This is a genomic window from Kitasatospora sp. NPDC092286 (assembly GCF_044755565.1).
Taxonomy (GTDB): domain Bacteria; phylum Actinomycetota; class Actinomycetes; order Streptomycetales; family Streptomycetaceae; genus Kitasatospora.
This window is the reverse complement of the sequence record NZ_JBIVRD010000002.1, coordinates 107,824-122,072: the sequence shown is the minus strand read 5'-3', so window position 1 is coordinate 122,072 and position 14,249 is coordinate 107,824. Positions and strand designations below refer to the sequence as shown.

At 74.2% G+C, this 14,249-nt stretch carries 12 protein-coding genes; 4 read left to right on the top strand and 8 right to left on the bottom strand.

Translation table 11 applies throughout. The features are described 5' to 3' along the window. Positions 1-69: 69 nt before the first annotated feature. The 3 genes from ACIQIB_RS03250 to ACIQIB_RS03240 are packed head-to-tail and all read right to left on the bottom strand — an operon-like array spanning position 70 to position 3,586. On the bottom strand, positions 70-963 hold the full coding sequence (locus ACIQIB_RS03250; protein ID WP_400756413.1) for an SDR family oxidoreductase: 894 nt from the start codon (positions 961-963) through the stop codon (positions 70-72). Next, positions 960-1,928: an alpha/beta fold hydrolase gene (locus ACIQIB_RS03245; RefSeq protein WP_400756411.1), complete on the bottom strand. Its 969-nt coding sequence runs from the start codon at positions 1,926-1,928 to the stop codon at positions 960-962. The genes ACIQIB_RS03250 and ACIQIB_RS03245 overlap by 4 nt, the downstream gene beginning before the upstream one ends. Then, on the bottom strand, positions 1,925-3,586 hold the full coding sequence (locus tag ACIQIB_RS03240) for an NAD(P)/FAD-dependent oxidoreductase (protein ID WP_363608524.1): 1,662 nt from the start codon (positions 3,584-3,586) through the stop codon (positions 1,925-1,927). The genes ACIQIB_RS03245 and ACIQIB_RS03240 overlap by 4 nt, the downstream gene beginning before the upstream one ends. A gap of 180 nt (positions 3,587-3,766) precedes the next feature. Between ACIQIB_RS03240 and ACIQIB_RS03235 the strand changes: the two genes are divergently transcribed. Next, a complete protein-coding gene (locus tag ACIQIB_RS03235) occupies positions 3,767-4,582 on the top strand; it encodes a MerR family transcriptional regulator (RefSeq protein ID WP_400756409.1) in 816 nt (271 codons plus the stop codon). 70 nt (positions 4,583-4,652) lie between these two features. Here ACIQIB_RS03235 and ACIQIB_RS03230 read toward each other — a convergent pair whose 3' ends face one another. The 4 genes from ACIQIB_RS03230 to ACIQIB_RS03215 all read right to left on the bottom strand — a co-directional run bounded on the left by ACIQIB_RS03230 (position 4,653) and on the right by ACIQIB_RS03215 (position 9,687). Further along, a complete protein-coding gene (locus tag ACIQIB_RS03230) occupies positions 4,653-6,668 on the bottom strand; it encodes a DUF6461 domain-containing protein (RefSeq protein WP_400756407.1) in 2,016 nt (671 codons plus the stop codon). 45 nt (positions 6,669-6,713) lie between these two features. Continuing rightward, the gene (locus ACIQIB_RS03225; RefSeq protein ID WP_400756405.1) at positions 6,714-8,012 is read right to left on the bottom strand and encodes a nucleotidyl transferase AbiEii/AbiGii toxin family protein; all 1,299 of its coding nucleotides are present in this window, start codon (positions 8,010-8,012) and stop codon (positions 6,714-6,716) included. Continuing rightward, positions 8,009-8,686, bottom strand: a complete 678-nt coding sequence (locus ACIQIB_RS03220; protein ID WP_363608532.1) for a hypothetical protein — start codon at positions 8,684-8,686, stop codon at positions 8,009-8,011. Before ACIQIB_RS03220 ends, ACIQIB_RS03225 begins: the two co-directional genes overlap by 4 nt. Before the next feature lie 245 nt (positions 8,687-8,931). Continuing rightward, on the bottom strand, positions 8,932-9,687 hold the full coding sequence (locus ACIQIB_RS03215; RefSeq protein WP_400756403.1) for a dienelactone hydrolase family protein: 756 nt from the start codon (positions 9,685-9,687) through the stop codon (positions 8,932-8,934). 132 nt (positions 9,688-9,819) lie between these two features. On the opposite strand from ACIQIB_RS03215, the gene ACIQIB_RS03210 reads away from it, so the two are divergent. Then, complete coding sequence (locus ACIQIB_RS03210; RefSeq protein ID WP_363608536.1) at positions 9,820-10,113, top strand: DUF6191 domain-containing protein; 294 nt, start codon at positions 9,820-9,822, stop codon at positions 10,111-10,113. 108 nt (positions 10,114-10,221) lie between these two features. Here the strand turns inward: ACIQIB_RS03210 and ACIQIB_RS03205 are convergent, their stop codons facing one another. Further along, positions 10,222-11,007 carry an iron-sulfur protein gene (locus ACIQIB_RS03205; RefSeq protein WP_400756401.1) on the bottom strand — a complete coding sequence of 262 codons (786 nt, stop codon included), beginning with the start codon at positions 11,005-11,007 and terminating at the stop codon, positions 10,222-10,224. A gap of 204 nt (positions 11,008-11,211) precedes the next feature. Between ACIQIB_RS03205 and ACIQIB_RS03200 the strand changes: the two genes are divergently transcribed. Both ACIQIB_RS03200 and ACIQIB_RS03195 read left to right on the top strand, forming a co-directional pair. Next, positions 11,212-12,417, top strand: coding sequence for an acetyl-CoA carboxylase biotin carboxylase subunit family protein (locus ACIQIB_RS03200; protein ID WP_400756600.1), 1,206 nt, complete (start codon positions 11,212-11,214; stop codon positions 12,415-12,417). Beyond that, complete coding sequence (locus ACIQIB_RS03195) at positions 12,414-14,189, top strand: IucA/IucC family protein (protein ID WP_400756399.1); 1,776 nt, start codon at positions 12,414-12,416, stop codon at positions 14,187-14,189. The genes ACIQIB_RS03200 and ACIQIB_RS03195 overlap by 4 nt, the downstream gene beginning before the upstream one ends. Positions 14,190-14,249 lie beyond the last annotated feature (60 nt).

Sequence of the window (14,249 nt, the reverse complement as noted above, 5' to 3'; positions counted from 1 at the left end):
GATTTCGAAATCTGTTACCTGTCATCTGTTACTTGTTGTCTGTTACCTATCCTCCGTTGCCCGTGCCGCTCAGGTCCGTTCGCCGCGCGCCGCTTCGTCGGCGGCGCCGCCCGCGCCGACGGGGCGCGTCCGGGTGGCGGCGGTGGCCTTCAGCTCCGGGGCCAGCCTGGCGACATCGCGGGAGCCGACTGCGGCGATCAGGGTGGGGAGGAGCCAGCGGACCGGCTGAATGCCGCGCAGCCAGGCCTGGGCGTAGACGTGGGCGGAGCGGCGGGAGATGCCTGCGGCGAGGCGGGCGACCGCCGGATCCAGCGGGTAGGTCTTGTCGGCCGGCCAGGGCAGCCGGGAGCGCATCCGGGCGAGGACGACGTCCTGGTCGGCGCCGCGCACCATGTCGGTGTCGGTCCAGCTCAGGTAGCCGACCCCGACCTTGACGCCCTGGTGGGCGACCTCGGCGCGGAGCGCGTGGGCGAAGGCCTCGACGCCCGACTTGCTGGCGCAGTACGCGCTCATCAGCGGGGCGGGCGCGATCGCGGCGAGCGAGGCGATCTGGAGGAGGTAACCGCGGCTCTCGGTGAGGGCGGGGAGGAAGGCCCGGGCGGTGGCGACACTGCCGAGGAGGTTGACCTCGATCACCCGGCTGAACACCCGGTGGTCACTGTCCAGCAGCGGGCCGCCGACGGCGATGCCGGCGTTGGCGACGACGGTGTCGATCCGGCCGTGGTGTTCCTTGATCTGCCGGGCGGCCTCGGTGAGCGCGTCGATGTCGGTGACATCGGCCTCCCAGGCGGTGGCAGTCGGTCCGCAGAGGGCGGCGACGTTCTTCAGCTCGGCCGGCTCCAGGCCGACCAGGGCGACCTCGGCGCCGCGCCGGGCGAGCGTGCGGGCGAGCGCGGCGCCCACGCCTCGGGCGGCACCGGTGATCACGACGACCTGCGCGGAGAGCGGCGGAATGGCGTTCATGCGTCGGCGGTCCTCTCAAGTGAGGCGGCCGACGGCTGGACGCCGGGCGGGTGGGCGACGGCGAGATGGGCGCCCGCGAGGCGGTGGATCTCGGCGACGACCTCTGCGGGCCGCTCGACGGGCAGCATGTGGCCGATGCCGGGCAGCAGGAGCAGTCCCTGCGGGTCGGCCAGCGCGGCGACCATCCGGTGGGCGTGCACCGGGGGCGTCATCCGGTCCTCGGTGCCGACCATGACGGCGGTCGGCACGGTGAGCCGGGCGAGTCCGGCCCTGACGTCCAGCCGCTCCAGCACGCCCGCCCAGTTGGCCCGGACGGCGGTCGGGCAGGCGTGCACGATCCGGGCCGCCGCCTGCACCCGGTCGGTGGGTGACGCCGCTCCCATCGTCACGTACTTGAGCCCGGCGCGGCTGGCCGGGCCGACCGGCCCGAGCGGCAGCCGGGAACCCAGCAGCCGGTGGTGGAGGAAGCGGCGCAGCCCCGGGGAGCGCACCGCTCCCGGCAGGATGGTCAGTTCGGCGATCAGGTCGGCGGGGCCGGTGGAGACCAGCAGGGCGGCGGCGGTGCGTTCGGCGACCTCGGGGCGGCCGGCGGCGGCCATGATGGTCATGCCGCCCATGCTGTGGCCGACGAGGAGGGCCCGCTCCCCCGCCGGGACGGTCCGGGTGAGCACGGCCGAGAGGTCCTCGGCGAGCGCCCGGGTGGAGTAGCGGACCCGGCTCGGCGGGATCTCGCTGCGACCGTGGCCGCGCTGGTCGTAGGCCACCACCCGGTAACGGTCGGCGAGTTGGTGGATGACCGGGGCCCAGAAGGCGGTCGAGCAGGTCCAGCCGTGGGCGAGGACGACGGTCGGCGCCGCGGGCTGCCCGTGAATCTCGACGTGCAGCCGGATGCCGTCGGTCGAGCGGACGTCCAACTCCTCGACGGGAGCGGGCGGAAGGCAGTCGGCCGGGAGCGTCGGGCTCATACCAGGGCCTCCTCGGTGGTGGCGGTGGCGGCGCCGGCGGCGGGCGCGGGCGCGGTACGCATGATCAGCTCGTACTCGGCGAGGTCCACCTTGCGGGTGGCGCGGCGGAACGCGGTGGTGGAGGCGGGCCAGAGCACGGTGTTCCTGCCACTGCTGTCCAGGTACCAGCTGCGGCAGCCGCCGGTGGTCCAGACGGTGCGGTCCATCCGGTGCTGGAGTTCGAGGTTCCAGTGCCGCTGCGCGCGGGCGGTCGGCTGCATCGCGGTGGCGCCGACGGAGCGGAGCGTGGTGAGCGCGTCGATCAGATAGTTCAGCTGGGACTCGATCATCAGGATCATCGAGCTGTTGCCGAGGCCGGTGTTGGGGCCGACGACGAAGAAGAGGTTCGGGAAGCCGTGCACGGTGGACCCGCGCAGTGCCTCCATGCCGTCCTTCCACTCCTCGGCGAGGCTGGTGCCGTTGGCACCGAACACCCGTGCGCCGATCGGCATGTCGGTGACGTGGAAGCCGGTGCCGAAGACGATCGCGTCCACCTCGTGCTCGCTGCCGTCGGCCGCGACCAGGGTCGAACCGCGCACCTCGCGCAGGCCGGAGGCGACCACCTCGGTGTTGGCGGCGGCGAGTGCCGGGTAGTAGGTGTTGCTGAGCAGGATGCGCTTGCAGCCGATCCGGTAGTCCGGGGTGAGCCGGGCCCGCAGCGCCGGGTCGGCGACGCCCTGCGCGAGGTGCCGCTCGGCGAGCCCCTGGACGAGGCGCAGCGCGCCGGGCCGGCGGACGAAGGCGTCCACCTGGAGCTCGCGGAGCGCGAACAGCGCGCCACGGCGGATCCTGGCGGTGACGGGCAGCCGCCCGTGGAGCCACTTCTCCAGCCCGCTGATCTCGCGGTCGCCGCGCGGGAGGACCCAGGCGGGGGTGCGCTGGAAGACCGTCAGCCGGCCGACCTTCGGCTGGATGGACGGGATGATCTGGGCGGCGGAGGCGCCGGTGCCGACCATGGCGACCCGCCGGCCCGCGAGGTCGTAGTCGTGGTCCCAGCGGGAGGAGTGGAACACCTTGCCGGGGAAGGTGTCCAGGCCCGGCAGGTCGGGGATCTGCGGGTCGGCGAGCGCCCCGGAGGCGGAGACGATCGCGTCGGCGGTCCACTGACCGGCGGTGGTGGTGATCCGCCAGCGGGTCTGCTCGGCCTCCCAACGGGCTTCGGTGAGTTCGGTGTTGAAGCGCAGGTGGGGGCGGAGGCCGAAGACGTCGGCGACCTTCTCCAGGTAGGCGCGGATGTCGGGCTGGCCGGAGAAGCTGCGCGGCCAGTCGGGGTTGGGCGCGAAGGAGAAGGAGTAGAGGTGCGAGGGGACGTCGCAGGCGCAGCCGGGGTAGCTGTTGTCCCGCCAGGTGCCGCCGACCGAGTCGGCGCGCTCCAGGATGACGAAGTCGGTGATGCCGGCGCGGCGCAGCCGGACGCCGGCGCCGAGGCCGCCGAAGCCGGAGCCGATGACCGCCACCCGGACGTGCGGGACGGCCGCGGGGGCCTGGGGGTCGTGGGCGGCCGGGGCGTCGTCGGTCTCCGGGACGTCGTGCGCGTCGTGGGAGTCGTCGGCGTCCTGGGTGTTTCCGGCCTCCTGGGCGGGCGTGCCGGGCCGGGGGCGCTTGGTGCTGGATGCCATGCGGCGTCCTCCTGAGGGTGGGATCGCGGATTGCACACTGCCAAGAGGAACTGTCCCGGGAAGCGTCCCCCCGGAGACCGGGTAACCATGCCAGCAATCACTGGCATGGTTGGCAGGGTAGCCCTTGCTGACAGTTGATGGAAGAAGGACGACCACCCCGTTTCGACGACCGCCGGTCCTATGCTGAGCGCCGTGGAGAAGCTCAGAGCGGCTGCGGACGACGGACAACGCGAGTACCGGGTGGAGGAACTGGCCGAAGCGGCCGGCATCACCGCCCGCACGCTGCGTTTCTACCGCGAGCGCAAACTGCTCCCGCCGCCCCGCAGGGAGGGCCGGATCGCCTGGTACGGCGACGCCCACCTGGCCCGCCTGCGGGTGATCGCCGAACTGCTGGAGCGCGGCCACACCCTGGGCGGTATCGCCGAGTTGATCGGCGCCGGCGAGAGCGGCCGGGACGTCGCCGAGCTGATCGGGCTGGAGGCCGCGATCGTCGCGCCCTGGTCGGACGAGACGCCGGTGCGCCTGGACTGGGAAGAGCTCAAGGCCACCTTCGGCGACCAGCTGACCGAGGAGAACACCGCCGAGTCCATCGCCCAGGGCTACATCACCGTGGAGGACGACGGCATCACCCACGTCAGCCGCCGGCTGATGGACGCCACGACGGCGCTGGTCGCCGAGGGGGTGCCGCTCTCCGCCGTCCTGGAGGCCAGCCGGCGCACCCGGGAGCACGTGGACGCGATCGCCGAGATCTTCACCACCGTGGTCGCCGGGCAGCTGCTCGGCGCGCTCTCCGCCGACGCCCCGCTGCCGCCCGGCGAGGCGGCCCGGCTGACCGAGCGGATCCTCCGGGTACGCCCGCTGGCCCGGACGGTGGCGGACGCGCAGTTCGCGCTGGCGATGGACCGGCGGGTGCACGCCGAGTACGAGGAACTGCTGCGTCAGCGGCGGCTGGAGCCACGCGCCGGCGGCGAGGGCGAGGACGCCTGCGGTCCGTAGGTGAGCCGGTCCGCCCCGGCGACCCCCGCGACCCCCGCGACCCCGGTGGCCGTCACGGTGCGACCGCACGTCAGCTCTCGCCCGCCGCCATCCACCTGAGTTCCCCGTAGCTCTCGCCGGGCCCCGGCGGGCGCGTCCACGAGCGGGTGGTGAAGGAGTGCAGACGGCCCTCGGTGAGGGCGAAGCGGGGCAGCGCGACACCGAACTCTGCCGCGATCGCCGTCAGAGCCGCGCGCTCGGCCCGCCGGTCGGGCCGCCGGTCGTCCTGCTCCGGTAGAACGTGTTCCGCAATGACGTGGTCCGGGCCGGCGTCCTCACCCCGGGCGAAGAACCGGTCCGGGTCGAGCGCCGGCGGTATCGCGCCGCTGCGGCGGATGTCAGCGCCCTCGACGGTGTACGCGTACCGCTCCTCGCCGTCCTCCGCGACGGAGAGGTGGAACAGGCCGTCCCCGGCCGCGTGCGACTCGGCCGGTACGCCCCAGACCACGACCGCCCGGGTGCCGTGCGAGGCGGCTGCGGCCGGGGACTCGAAGCGCGGGGCGCAGAAGGAGGCCGGGTCCGTGTCGAACGCGACGCTCCAACCGGCTCCGGCCCGGGCGACGAAGGCCTGCGCCTTGTCGTCGTACGTCGAACTCACGCCGCCGGCGAACCGTTGCCGCTGAGCCTCCCAACGGGTCATCGGCGCACCCAGCGCGGTGGCGTCGCCGTCCGCCCCGAACCGGGCGGGCAGTTCGTCCGGGGCCACACCCTCGACCAGGACGAAGCGGTACCCGTTATGGCGCCCCTGCCGGTCCTCGGCGGCCAGCCAGGCCAGGCCATCGCACCCGGACTCGCCCCCGCACCCGGAGCCGCACCTGGAGCCGGACCCCGACCCGCCGGCCGGGGCGACGACCCCCGCCGGTCCGTCGTCGGCGTACCCGCCCCTCGGGACGGCGAGGAGTTCACGTCCGCGCTCCGGCGTGACGAGCGGCCCGAGGAGGGGGTCGGCGAGCAGGCCGAGCGGCGCGAGGTGGTCCGGCCCCAGCGGTGTCCAGTGCGGCAACCCGGCGAGCAGCGTCCGCCAGGCCTCGTCCGTGCCGCCCCATCGCGCCTGCTCCCGGGCGTGCTCCACGGCCCGGCCGAACGCGCCGGGAGCGGTGTAGCGGAAGGTCTGCTCCGCCACCTGCCGCAGGATCTCCGCCGCCGCGCCGCGCACCTCTCCGGACGCGGAACGCAGCACGAACTCCCATGAACCCGGGTCGCGTTGGGACCGGATGTGCTCGGCCGCCAGCACGGCCACCACGTCACCGGTGTAACGCGGATCGGCCGCCAGGCCGCCAAAGCCGACCGACCAGGTCTGCCCGAGAAGACGCCTGATCTGGTCGAGCATCTCCGTGGCGCGCGGCCTGCCGAACTCCGCCGCCTCCTTCAGTGCCGCCTCGGCCCGCTCGTACCCCCCGCGCAGCGCCTCGGCCCGGCCCTGCTCGACCAGTTCGTCCAGCGCCCGGGTCGTGCTGTTGACGAACCTCCCCTCCGTACGGCCGGAGGCAAGCCGGTGGAACTCGCGGTACATGGCGGCCATGAACGCCCGGAACGACCCGTACCTGGTCGGCGGGCCACCGGACCAGGACGCGTGCCGGTAGACCGCCCACTCCCCGGCCTCGTCCCGGTCGAGCGGGTCGAGCAGGACGAGCACCAGGTCGGACTCGACGTCCAACTGCACCGCGCGATCCCACATCCCGGCCCGCATGACCTGCTCCGGCGAGGAGTTCTCGTCCAGGAACTCACGGTCGAGCCGCCCCGTCCCCGCGCCGTCCCGGTGCCAACGGGCCCCCTCGGTACCGGCGAGCCGCCAGACGAAGCCGCCCGCGTGCCGCCAGCCGTCGCTGACCTCCAGGAAGGCCCGGTACGACGGCGGCAGCGGCTGCCCCACCCACGCCTCCATCGCGGCTGTCCGCTCGGCGGACGCGGGCTCGAACCCCAGCCAGCGGGCACGCAGCGGCTCTTCGTCACCCGCCCTGTTGTCGTCGGCGTCGGCGTGCGCGTCCGCCCACTCCTCGCTCCACCGGGTGAGGAACGAACGCCAGTCGAAGGTCTCCTCGGTCATGGCGGCGATCCTCGCACCCGCCACTGACAGTCCGTCGACCGGCGCTCACGCCCCGTCGCGGGCCTCTCGCACCAGGCCGGCCCACCACTCCGGGTCCCGCCCGTACCGGTCGACCAGGCCGGACCAGGCCGGCTCCGCCAGGACGACGGCGCAGGCGTCCTCGAAGCGGCACCGCTCACCTCCGAGCAGTTCCCGGGTGATGACGATCGCGAGGGCGGCCGGGGCGTCGGAGGTGGCGAGCCGCCGCTGGACCTCCGGCATACCGGCGCTGTCGAGCACCTCGCGATACCGGTCCACCCAGCCCGCCAGCCACCAGCGCTTCGCCTCGGGGCCGGTCCCGTCGTCGCCGTCGAAGGTCGGTGCCAGGGCCTCGGCCAGCCGTCGGACGTACTGCTCGGGGCCGCCCTCGGCCTCGGGATACTCCCGGGCGAAGTCGTCCCACTCCAGGTCCACCGCCAGCTCCCCGATCCTCGCCGCGGTGACGGGGTGGAAGGCGTACCAGTGCTCCCCGCCCACGAAGGCGTCCCGCAGCACCGACCGGCGCAGCCGGCACGACTCGGCCAGCAGCACCGCGTCGTAGAGGTCCTTGCCCTGCGGGTACCGGTCGGTGACCAGCCACATCAGCTTCCACGCGAGCGAGAGTTCGGGGGTGACGCCGAGCACCGGGGCACCGGGCCCGTCCGCCAGCGGACGGACCAGCCGTCGCTCCGGCGCCACCGGCAGCCGCTCGTTGAACACGAAGTCGAGCTGCACGGTGCCGCCGGGGAGCCCCTCGGCCGTCCAGGGCAGGGCCAGGCGCCGGCCGGGAACGCGCTCGTACGTCCAGATGTCCTCGCTCACGGCGCCCGCAGCGTCGAAGCGCACCGGGTGCCCGGCGGCAGCTTGCCCGGCCGCCTGCTCGGCGGCGCGGGCTATGCCGTCGATCATCGCGGCCGTCCGGGGCTCCCCGATCTCCCAGTCGGCCGGGGTGACCACGAAGTCCAGGTCGCCCGGCTCGCGCGCCGCCTCGCCGTACCAGCCGCGCAGCAGGACACTGCCGCGCAGCACCAGGTGGTCGGCCCAGTCCGAGCCGGCGATGCCGGCGAGGACGAGGTCGATGGCGCGGCGCCGGGCGTCCCGCCAGGCGAGCCCGACCTCGCGGTCCGCGAACCGGGGGTCGGTGGCCCGGTAGGCGTTCGGGTACTGCTTGAGGGCGGGGTCGAAAACCGCCTTCTGGACCGCGCGCGGGTCCTGTACCGGCCGGAGCGTCAGCGGCAGCCCGTACCCCGGGCGCCGTTCGTCGTCGAGCGGGGCCTTCGGCACCTCCCGATTACGCCATCCGAAGGATTCCCAGGTGCCGGTCATCGTCTGTCCGTTCCGTCGAGCCAACCGTCGTCCACCGCCAGATTGCTGTCGTACACGACGAACTCCCGTTCCACCGAGAGGATGTCGAAGCCGGCCCCGGCGACCGCGCCGACCAGCCGGTCCAGCCGGTCCCCCGCCGTCCGCAGGCCGACGCCGTGGCAGCGCTGGGTGACGAACCGCTGCTGCCGCCCGGACGGCCCGGCCACCCGGCGGGCGTTCCAGGAGACGTGCGCGCCGTGGCCGACGGCGACGGCGGTCAGGGCCTCGCGCTCGGCGTCGGCGGCGAGAGCCACCTTGAGATGGTGCTCGAAGTACCGCTCCGGGCCGAGCCGGCGCGCGTCCTCGTCGCTCGCCGGAACGCCGTCCGTCCAGGGCGTGGCCTCGATCTTCACCCGCACCGGCCGGTACCCGGCGGCGCTCAGACCGTCCGTCAACTCCTCCGCCGCGACACGCTGTTGGCGCAGCGATCCGGCGCCGTTCAGGGTCACCATCGGCTGGGACTTGGTCCGGCCCCGGGCGAGGCGGATGTGGAGGAGCTTCACTCCGCGCTCGGCGGCCCACCGTTCGAGCCCCGGCAGATCGCCGTCCGGGCAGGCGACGGTCACATGGGTCTCGAACTCGCCGAGGAAGCCGGCCTCGGCCGGCGACGGAGGGAGTGGGTAGTCAGTGTGCACCACCACATGATCATCCCAGCTCAGGACGCTCGCCGACACCGGTTTTCCATCCACCCCGAGGCCGGGCGAACTCTCCCGTACGCCACGGCCTTGCACCTCGGACGATGGCCTCGGGGTCGATCAGTGCGTGGAAGTCGGTGCGTCAGGGGGCGGCCGAGGGCGGGGTGTGAGGGTCGTCCAGGTGCCGTCGGGGAGTTGCCGCACGGTGGCCGCCTGGGGGCCGGGCGGGAAGGCGGCTCATCATCTCAGAGCGCGCGCTCCAGCAGGGCCAGCAGCGCGGTCCAGTGCCGTTCGTCCGCCGCCGCGTCGTAGCGGTCGGTGTCGGCCTGGGTGAAGCCGTGGTGGGCTCCCTCGTACACCTCGGCGGTGTGGCGGACACCGGCGGCGGTGAGGGCCTTCGTCAGACGGTCGATCTGCTCGGCGGGGAGCGCAGGGTCCTGGTCGGCGTGCCCGAAGTACAGCTCCGCAGTGATCCGGTCGGCGAGCAGGTGCGGGCTGTCCTCTGCCTCGGTGGCCAGGAAGCCGCCGTGGAAGCCGGCCGCCGCCGCGACCCGCTCGGGGTGGTCGGCGGCCGTCAGCAGGGCCAGCCGGGCGCCCAGGCAGTAGCCGGTGATGCCCACCGGCCCGTCGGCGGCGAGCGGGGAGTCGGCCAGCCAGCGGAGGTAGGCGTCGGCGTCGCGCTCCGTCTGCTCCGGGGTGAGCGACCCCACGATGGGGCCGAGGCGTTCGAACAGGCCCGGGTCCGCGCCCGCGGCGATGAACTCGGGCAGTTCGACGACCGGCGCGCGGCCGTGCCGGTAGAAGACGTTGGGCACCAGGACGGTGTAGCCGGCGGCCGCGAGCCGGTCCGCCATCGCCCGGATGTGCGGCCGGAGCCCGAAGGCGTCCAGGTAGAACAGGACGGCGGGGTGGGGCGCGCCGTCGTCCGGGTGGGTCAGGTAGGCGTCGGCGGTGCCGTCCTGGGTGGGGATGTCCACGGATGTTCCGCGCACGGTGGCCATCGGCGTCTCGCTTCCGTTGTCGGGGGACGACTGTCCGGGAGATGGTCGTCCGGGAGATGATCCACGGTGCAGGGTACTCGGAACCAAGGCGCGGCCGGGGCTCGTTGGACCAGCATGGCGATAGTCGTGAGCATGTTGACGATGGCGGCGCTGATGCTGGTGCTGATCGGGTCGGTCGCGGTGCGCCGGATCGGGCGACGCGGGCGGAGCCCGGGCGCGCGGAGTACCGGGGTGGGCCTCGGCGCCGCCGGGATCGAGGAGTTGCACGCCCTCTTCAACCCCAACAAGCGGGTCCAGATCGAGCAGCGCCAGGAGCAGCTGGCCCTGCGGGACGACAACCTGGCGGGTGCCCCGCCCGGGACGGGGGTCGACCTGGAACGGGGCGTCGCGGTGTTCGGGCGGCGGGAGCTGCCGCGGGGAGCGTGAGCGGCATCGACCGGCCGCGGTTCGGGCTCCCCGGGCGCGGAGCATGTGGGCGAGCGTGGCGGCCGTCACCGGCACCGGTGTCGCGGCCCGCTCGTGACGGACGGGGCGTCAGAGGCGGCGCAGGCGTTCCTCGTCCGAGGTCCGGGGGCAGGTGAGGCAGGCGGGGGCGGGGCCGACCGCGTAGTAGAGGCAGCAGCCGAGCCGGGTGCGGGTGATGTGCTCGCGGCCGTCGGCGCCGGTCAGGCGGCGGAAGGCGGCGGCACCGGGCAGCGGCAGGGTGCCGCCGGGCAGGACGGCCTCGGCGGCGGCGACGGCGGCGTCCTCCTCGCCCAGCATCCGGCCGAGGTACCAGATCGCGGAGGCGAGATCGTCCGTCACCATGCCCCACAGCGCCCGGGTGCCGCGCCGGGTGGGGGCGGCGAAGGCGGTGAGCAGGGGTTCGACGTGGGTGACGACGGCGGCGCGCAGTTCGGCGCGGAGTTCGTCGTCACCGGGGAGGGTGATGTGGTCGCGCGGGCGGAGCGCGAGGTCGCCGGTGGGGGCGTGCAGCCAGAGGTCCGCGGGGTCGATCGTGGGCACCCGGCGGCCGAGGTGCCATGGTCCGGCGATCAGGACGCAGACGGACCACAGGTAGTGGTGCAGCAGCCGGGAGGCGGTGACATGGGGGCGCGGGGCGGTGCCGTCGGCCGCGGCGATCCGGGCGGCCTCGCCGGCCAGCGCGGCATCCAACGCCTGTGGGTCACGGGCGAGTTCGACCGCCGAGTACCAGCCCATGGCCGCCGGCGGGGGCGGTTCGCCGGCGGCGAGCAGCCGGACCCGCAGCACCGGGCAGAGGTCGGACAGCCGCCGGTAGTCCGCGCGGAGGGGCTGCGCGACGCGGGGCACGGCGGGCACAGGTGTTCCCGAGATCATCGGCACTCCCGAGATCGAATGAGGTGAGGCTTACCTTATAGGCGATCAATGGATGCCCCGGACCACACCGGGGGCGACTTGACGGACTTAGGCAAACCTAACCTAGGATCTCGCCCCGTGCCGAGAATCGACCCGCCGGACACCGCGGCCCCGGCGGCAGCCGTCCGCACCACGGAGAGGCCAGACATGCGGCTCTATCTGCTCGCCCTCAATCCCACCGACTCGGTCACCGAGGGGTTCCTCCCGGCCGCCGCCCGGCTCGGGCTGGACGTCACCGTGCTCACCGACCACGCCGGCCCTCACCACCGCGCCTACACCGGAATGGAGTTCGCGCCCGAGGTGCTGGAGTGCGAGGTACCGGACTTCCGCGCGGTGGTCAGCCGCATCTCCCGTCACCACGCGCCCGACGCGGTCTTCAGCAACAGCGACCACCTCCAGACCCAGACCGCCCTGGCCGCCGAGTACTTCGGGCTGCCCGCCAAGGACTGGAAGGCCGCGCTGCGCGCCAAGGACAAGGGCCAGCTCCGCCGCCACCTCGCCCTGGCCGGCCTGGACTCCGTCTGGTCCGCCGAGCTGGCGCCCGGGCAGGACCCGGCCGAGCTGGACCCGCCGTTCCCCTGCGTCGTCAAGCCGCGCGAGGGCGTCGCCAGCGAGGACGTCACACTGGTCGGCGACGCCGCCGAACTGGCGCTCCGATGCCGGGAGATCCAGCACCGCCGGGCCGGTTCCACCCTCGTCGTCGAGGAGTTCCTGCCGGGGCGGCTGCACACCCTGGAGACGCTTGGTGACGGTCGGCGGCGGCATGTCCTCGGCGGCTTCCGGACCAGGCTCTCCCCTCCCCCGCACTTCATCGAGGAGGCACTGGAGTTCACCCCCGCGCACCCGCCGCACGTGGTCGGCCAGGTGCTCGCCCAGCTCGACGCGATCGGCATCGGGATCGGCGCCTGCCACACCGAGTTCGTCGTCCAGCCGGACGGCCGGGCCCGGATCATCGAGGTCAACTACCGTGCCATCGGCGACCAGTGCGACCTGATGCTCGCCGAGGTCCTCGGCATCCCGCTGTTCGAGCACATCCTCGGCGCCCACCTCGGCCGCGCACTGCCCGAGGATCTCGGCGAGCACTGCGCCGGCACCGCCCGCCGCGCCCGCAACGAGGCCGTCTGCGCCGACCGGGCCGGCATCCTCACCGCCGCCCCCGGGCCGTACGACGAGGAGCGCGACGGCGTCCGGCTCGCCTACCGGCCGCTGCGCCCGCTCGGCGAACGCCACGAGCACTACCGCACCAACCGGGACTACCTCGGCGTCATCTGGGCCGTCGGCACCGACCAGGCCGCCGTGGACACCGCCGTCGCCCGCTTCCGCACGGCCAACCGCTGGGAGATCACCCCGTGAGCACCGCGCGCCCTGCACCCGATGCGAACACCACCGGCCCGGACTCCTTCGAACCCCAGTCCGCCGAAGCCCAGTTGACCCTGCGGGTGCTCTCCGCGCTGCTGCGCGAGGACGTGCTCGGGCTGCGCAGCCACAGCCGGCCCGAGGACCGGGCGGACGGGCGCTGGCTGGTCCTCCCCGAGGCCGGCCTCGCCCTGCCCGTCGCCACGGAGGGCTTCCAGTGCGAGTACGCGGCCCGGCGGCCGCTGCTGGAACTCCACGGCACCGGACTCACCTCCCTGGAGGCCGTGGTGGCCGCCCTCGCCGGGCTCTCCGAGGACGAGGACCGGCCCGGCTGGGCGGCCTTCACCGAGGAATGCCGGCAGACCCTGGCCACCATGGAACTGCACCGGCGCTCCCGGGCCGAGGTGCACACCGCGCTCACCGACCTCTACGGCGCGGACCCGGCCGACTGGACCGGCCCCGCCGCCGCCCTCGGCCACGACACCCTCGCCGCCTATCTCGACCACCCGGTCTACCCCACCGCGCGCGGCCGGGCCGGCCTCACCGAACAGCAACTCCGCTCGTATGCACCGGAGTTCCACCCGGCTTTCGAACTGCGCTGGCTGGCCCTCCCGGCCGGCGCCGTCACCGCGCACGGCGACCGGCCGCTGCCCAGCTGGTGGCCCACCCCCAGCTGGCTCGGCCTCGACCTGGACGGCGGCGACGCCGCCTGGGCCACCCTGCCGGTGCACCCCCTCACCGTCGGCGCGCCGCTCGCCGAGGCCCTGCGCGCCACCGGCCTGGCCGACCGCGCCGTGCTCGCCGACCGGCCCTACCTGACCGTCGTCCCCACCCTCTCCATGCGCACCGTCGCGGTCGCCGACGACCCCGCCCGCCACCTCAAACTCCCGCTCGCCACCGCCACGCTGGGCCGGCTCAACCGGCGCACCATCAAGCCCGGCACCCTGCTCGACGGCGCCGCCGGCCAGCGACTGGTCGAGGCCGTGCTGGCCCGCGAACCGCGCCTGGCCGGGCGAATCCTGCACGCCGACGAACAGAGCTGGGCCCACGCCGGGCACGAACTGCTCGCCGTCCTCTGCCGCCGCTACCCCGCCGGCCTCGACCGGGCCGTCACCGTCCCGCTGGCCGCCCTGCTGGCCCCCGCCCCCGGCGGCCGCCTCGTCCTCGACCACCTGGCCGACCGCTACTACGGCGGTGACCCGCTCGCCCTCTACGACGCCCTGCTGGAGCTGCTGCTCGACTGGCAGACCACACTGTTCGGCTACGGCATCGCGCTGGAGTCCCACCAGCAGAACACCTCGCTCGTCCTGGACGGCGACGGCCTGCGGCTGCTCTACAAGGACGACGACGGACCGCGCGTCCACACCGGCCGGCTCGCCGCCACCCTCGGCGAACAGGCCCCGGCCCGGGAGGAGTTCGACGACGCCCGGATCTTCGGCACGGACGACCGGCCGCTGACCGACCTGTTCACCACCATCACCGGCCATCTCTGCACCGGCGCCCTGGCGTTCGGCCTCGCCGCACACGGCCGCGCCGAACTCACCGACACCCTGGCCCTGTTGCGCGGCCGCCTGACCGAGGCCGTCGACCGGATCGGACCGGCCGGCGCACCGCTGCGCACCGCCCTGCTGGACGCCGGGCGGCTGCCCGTCAAGGCCATGGTCACCGCCGGCACCCTGCTCGGCAAGCAGCGCTCGGGTGCCACCGACATCAACAAGCACTACACCAGCGGCCCCAACTACCTCCTGGCGCCCGGGCCCGCGCGATGAGCGCGAACACCGTGGCGTGGTACTCCGGAATCGGTGCCGTCGCGGCCACCGGATCAGCCC

Coding starts and splice junctions, on each gene's coding strand:
- ACIQIB_RS03250 (WP_400756413.1), bottom strand. CDS start 963: ATGAACGCCATTCCGCCGCTCTCCGCGCAGGTCGTCGTGATCACCGGT.
- ACIQIB_RS03245 (WP_400756411.1), bottom strand. CDS start 1,928: ATGAGCCCGACGCTCCCGGCCGACTGCCTTCCGCCCGCTCCCGTCGAG.
- ACIQIB_RS03240 (WP_363608524.1), bottom strand. CDS start 3,586: ATGGCATCCAGCACCAAGCGCCCCCGGCCCGGCACGCCCGCCCAGGAG.
- ACIQIB_RS03235 (WP_400756409.1), top strand. CDS start 3,767: ATGCTGAGCGCCGTGGAGAAGCTCAGAGCGGCTGCGGACGACGGACAA.
- ACIQIB_RS03230 (WP_400756407.1), bottom strand. CDS start 6,668: ATGACCGAGGAGACCTTCGACTGGCGTTCGTTCCTCACCCGGTGGAGC.
- ACIQIB_RS03225 (WP_400756405.1), bottom strand. CDS start 8,012: ATGACCGGCACCTGGGAATCCTTCGGATGGCGTAATCGGGAGGTGCCG.
- ACIQIB_RS03215 (WP_400756403.1), bottom strand. CDS start 9,687: ATGGCCACCGTGCGCGGAACATCCGTGGACATCCCCACCCAGGACGGC.
- ACIQIB_RS03210 (WP_363608536.1), top strand. CDS start 9,820: ATGTTGACGATGGCGGCGCTGATGCTGGTGCTGATCGGGTCGGTCGCG.
- ACIQIB_RS03200 (WP_400756600.1), top strand. CDS start 11,212: ATGCGGCTCTATCTGCTCGCCCTCAATCCCACCGACTCGGTCACCGAG.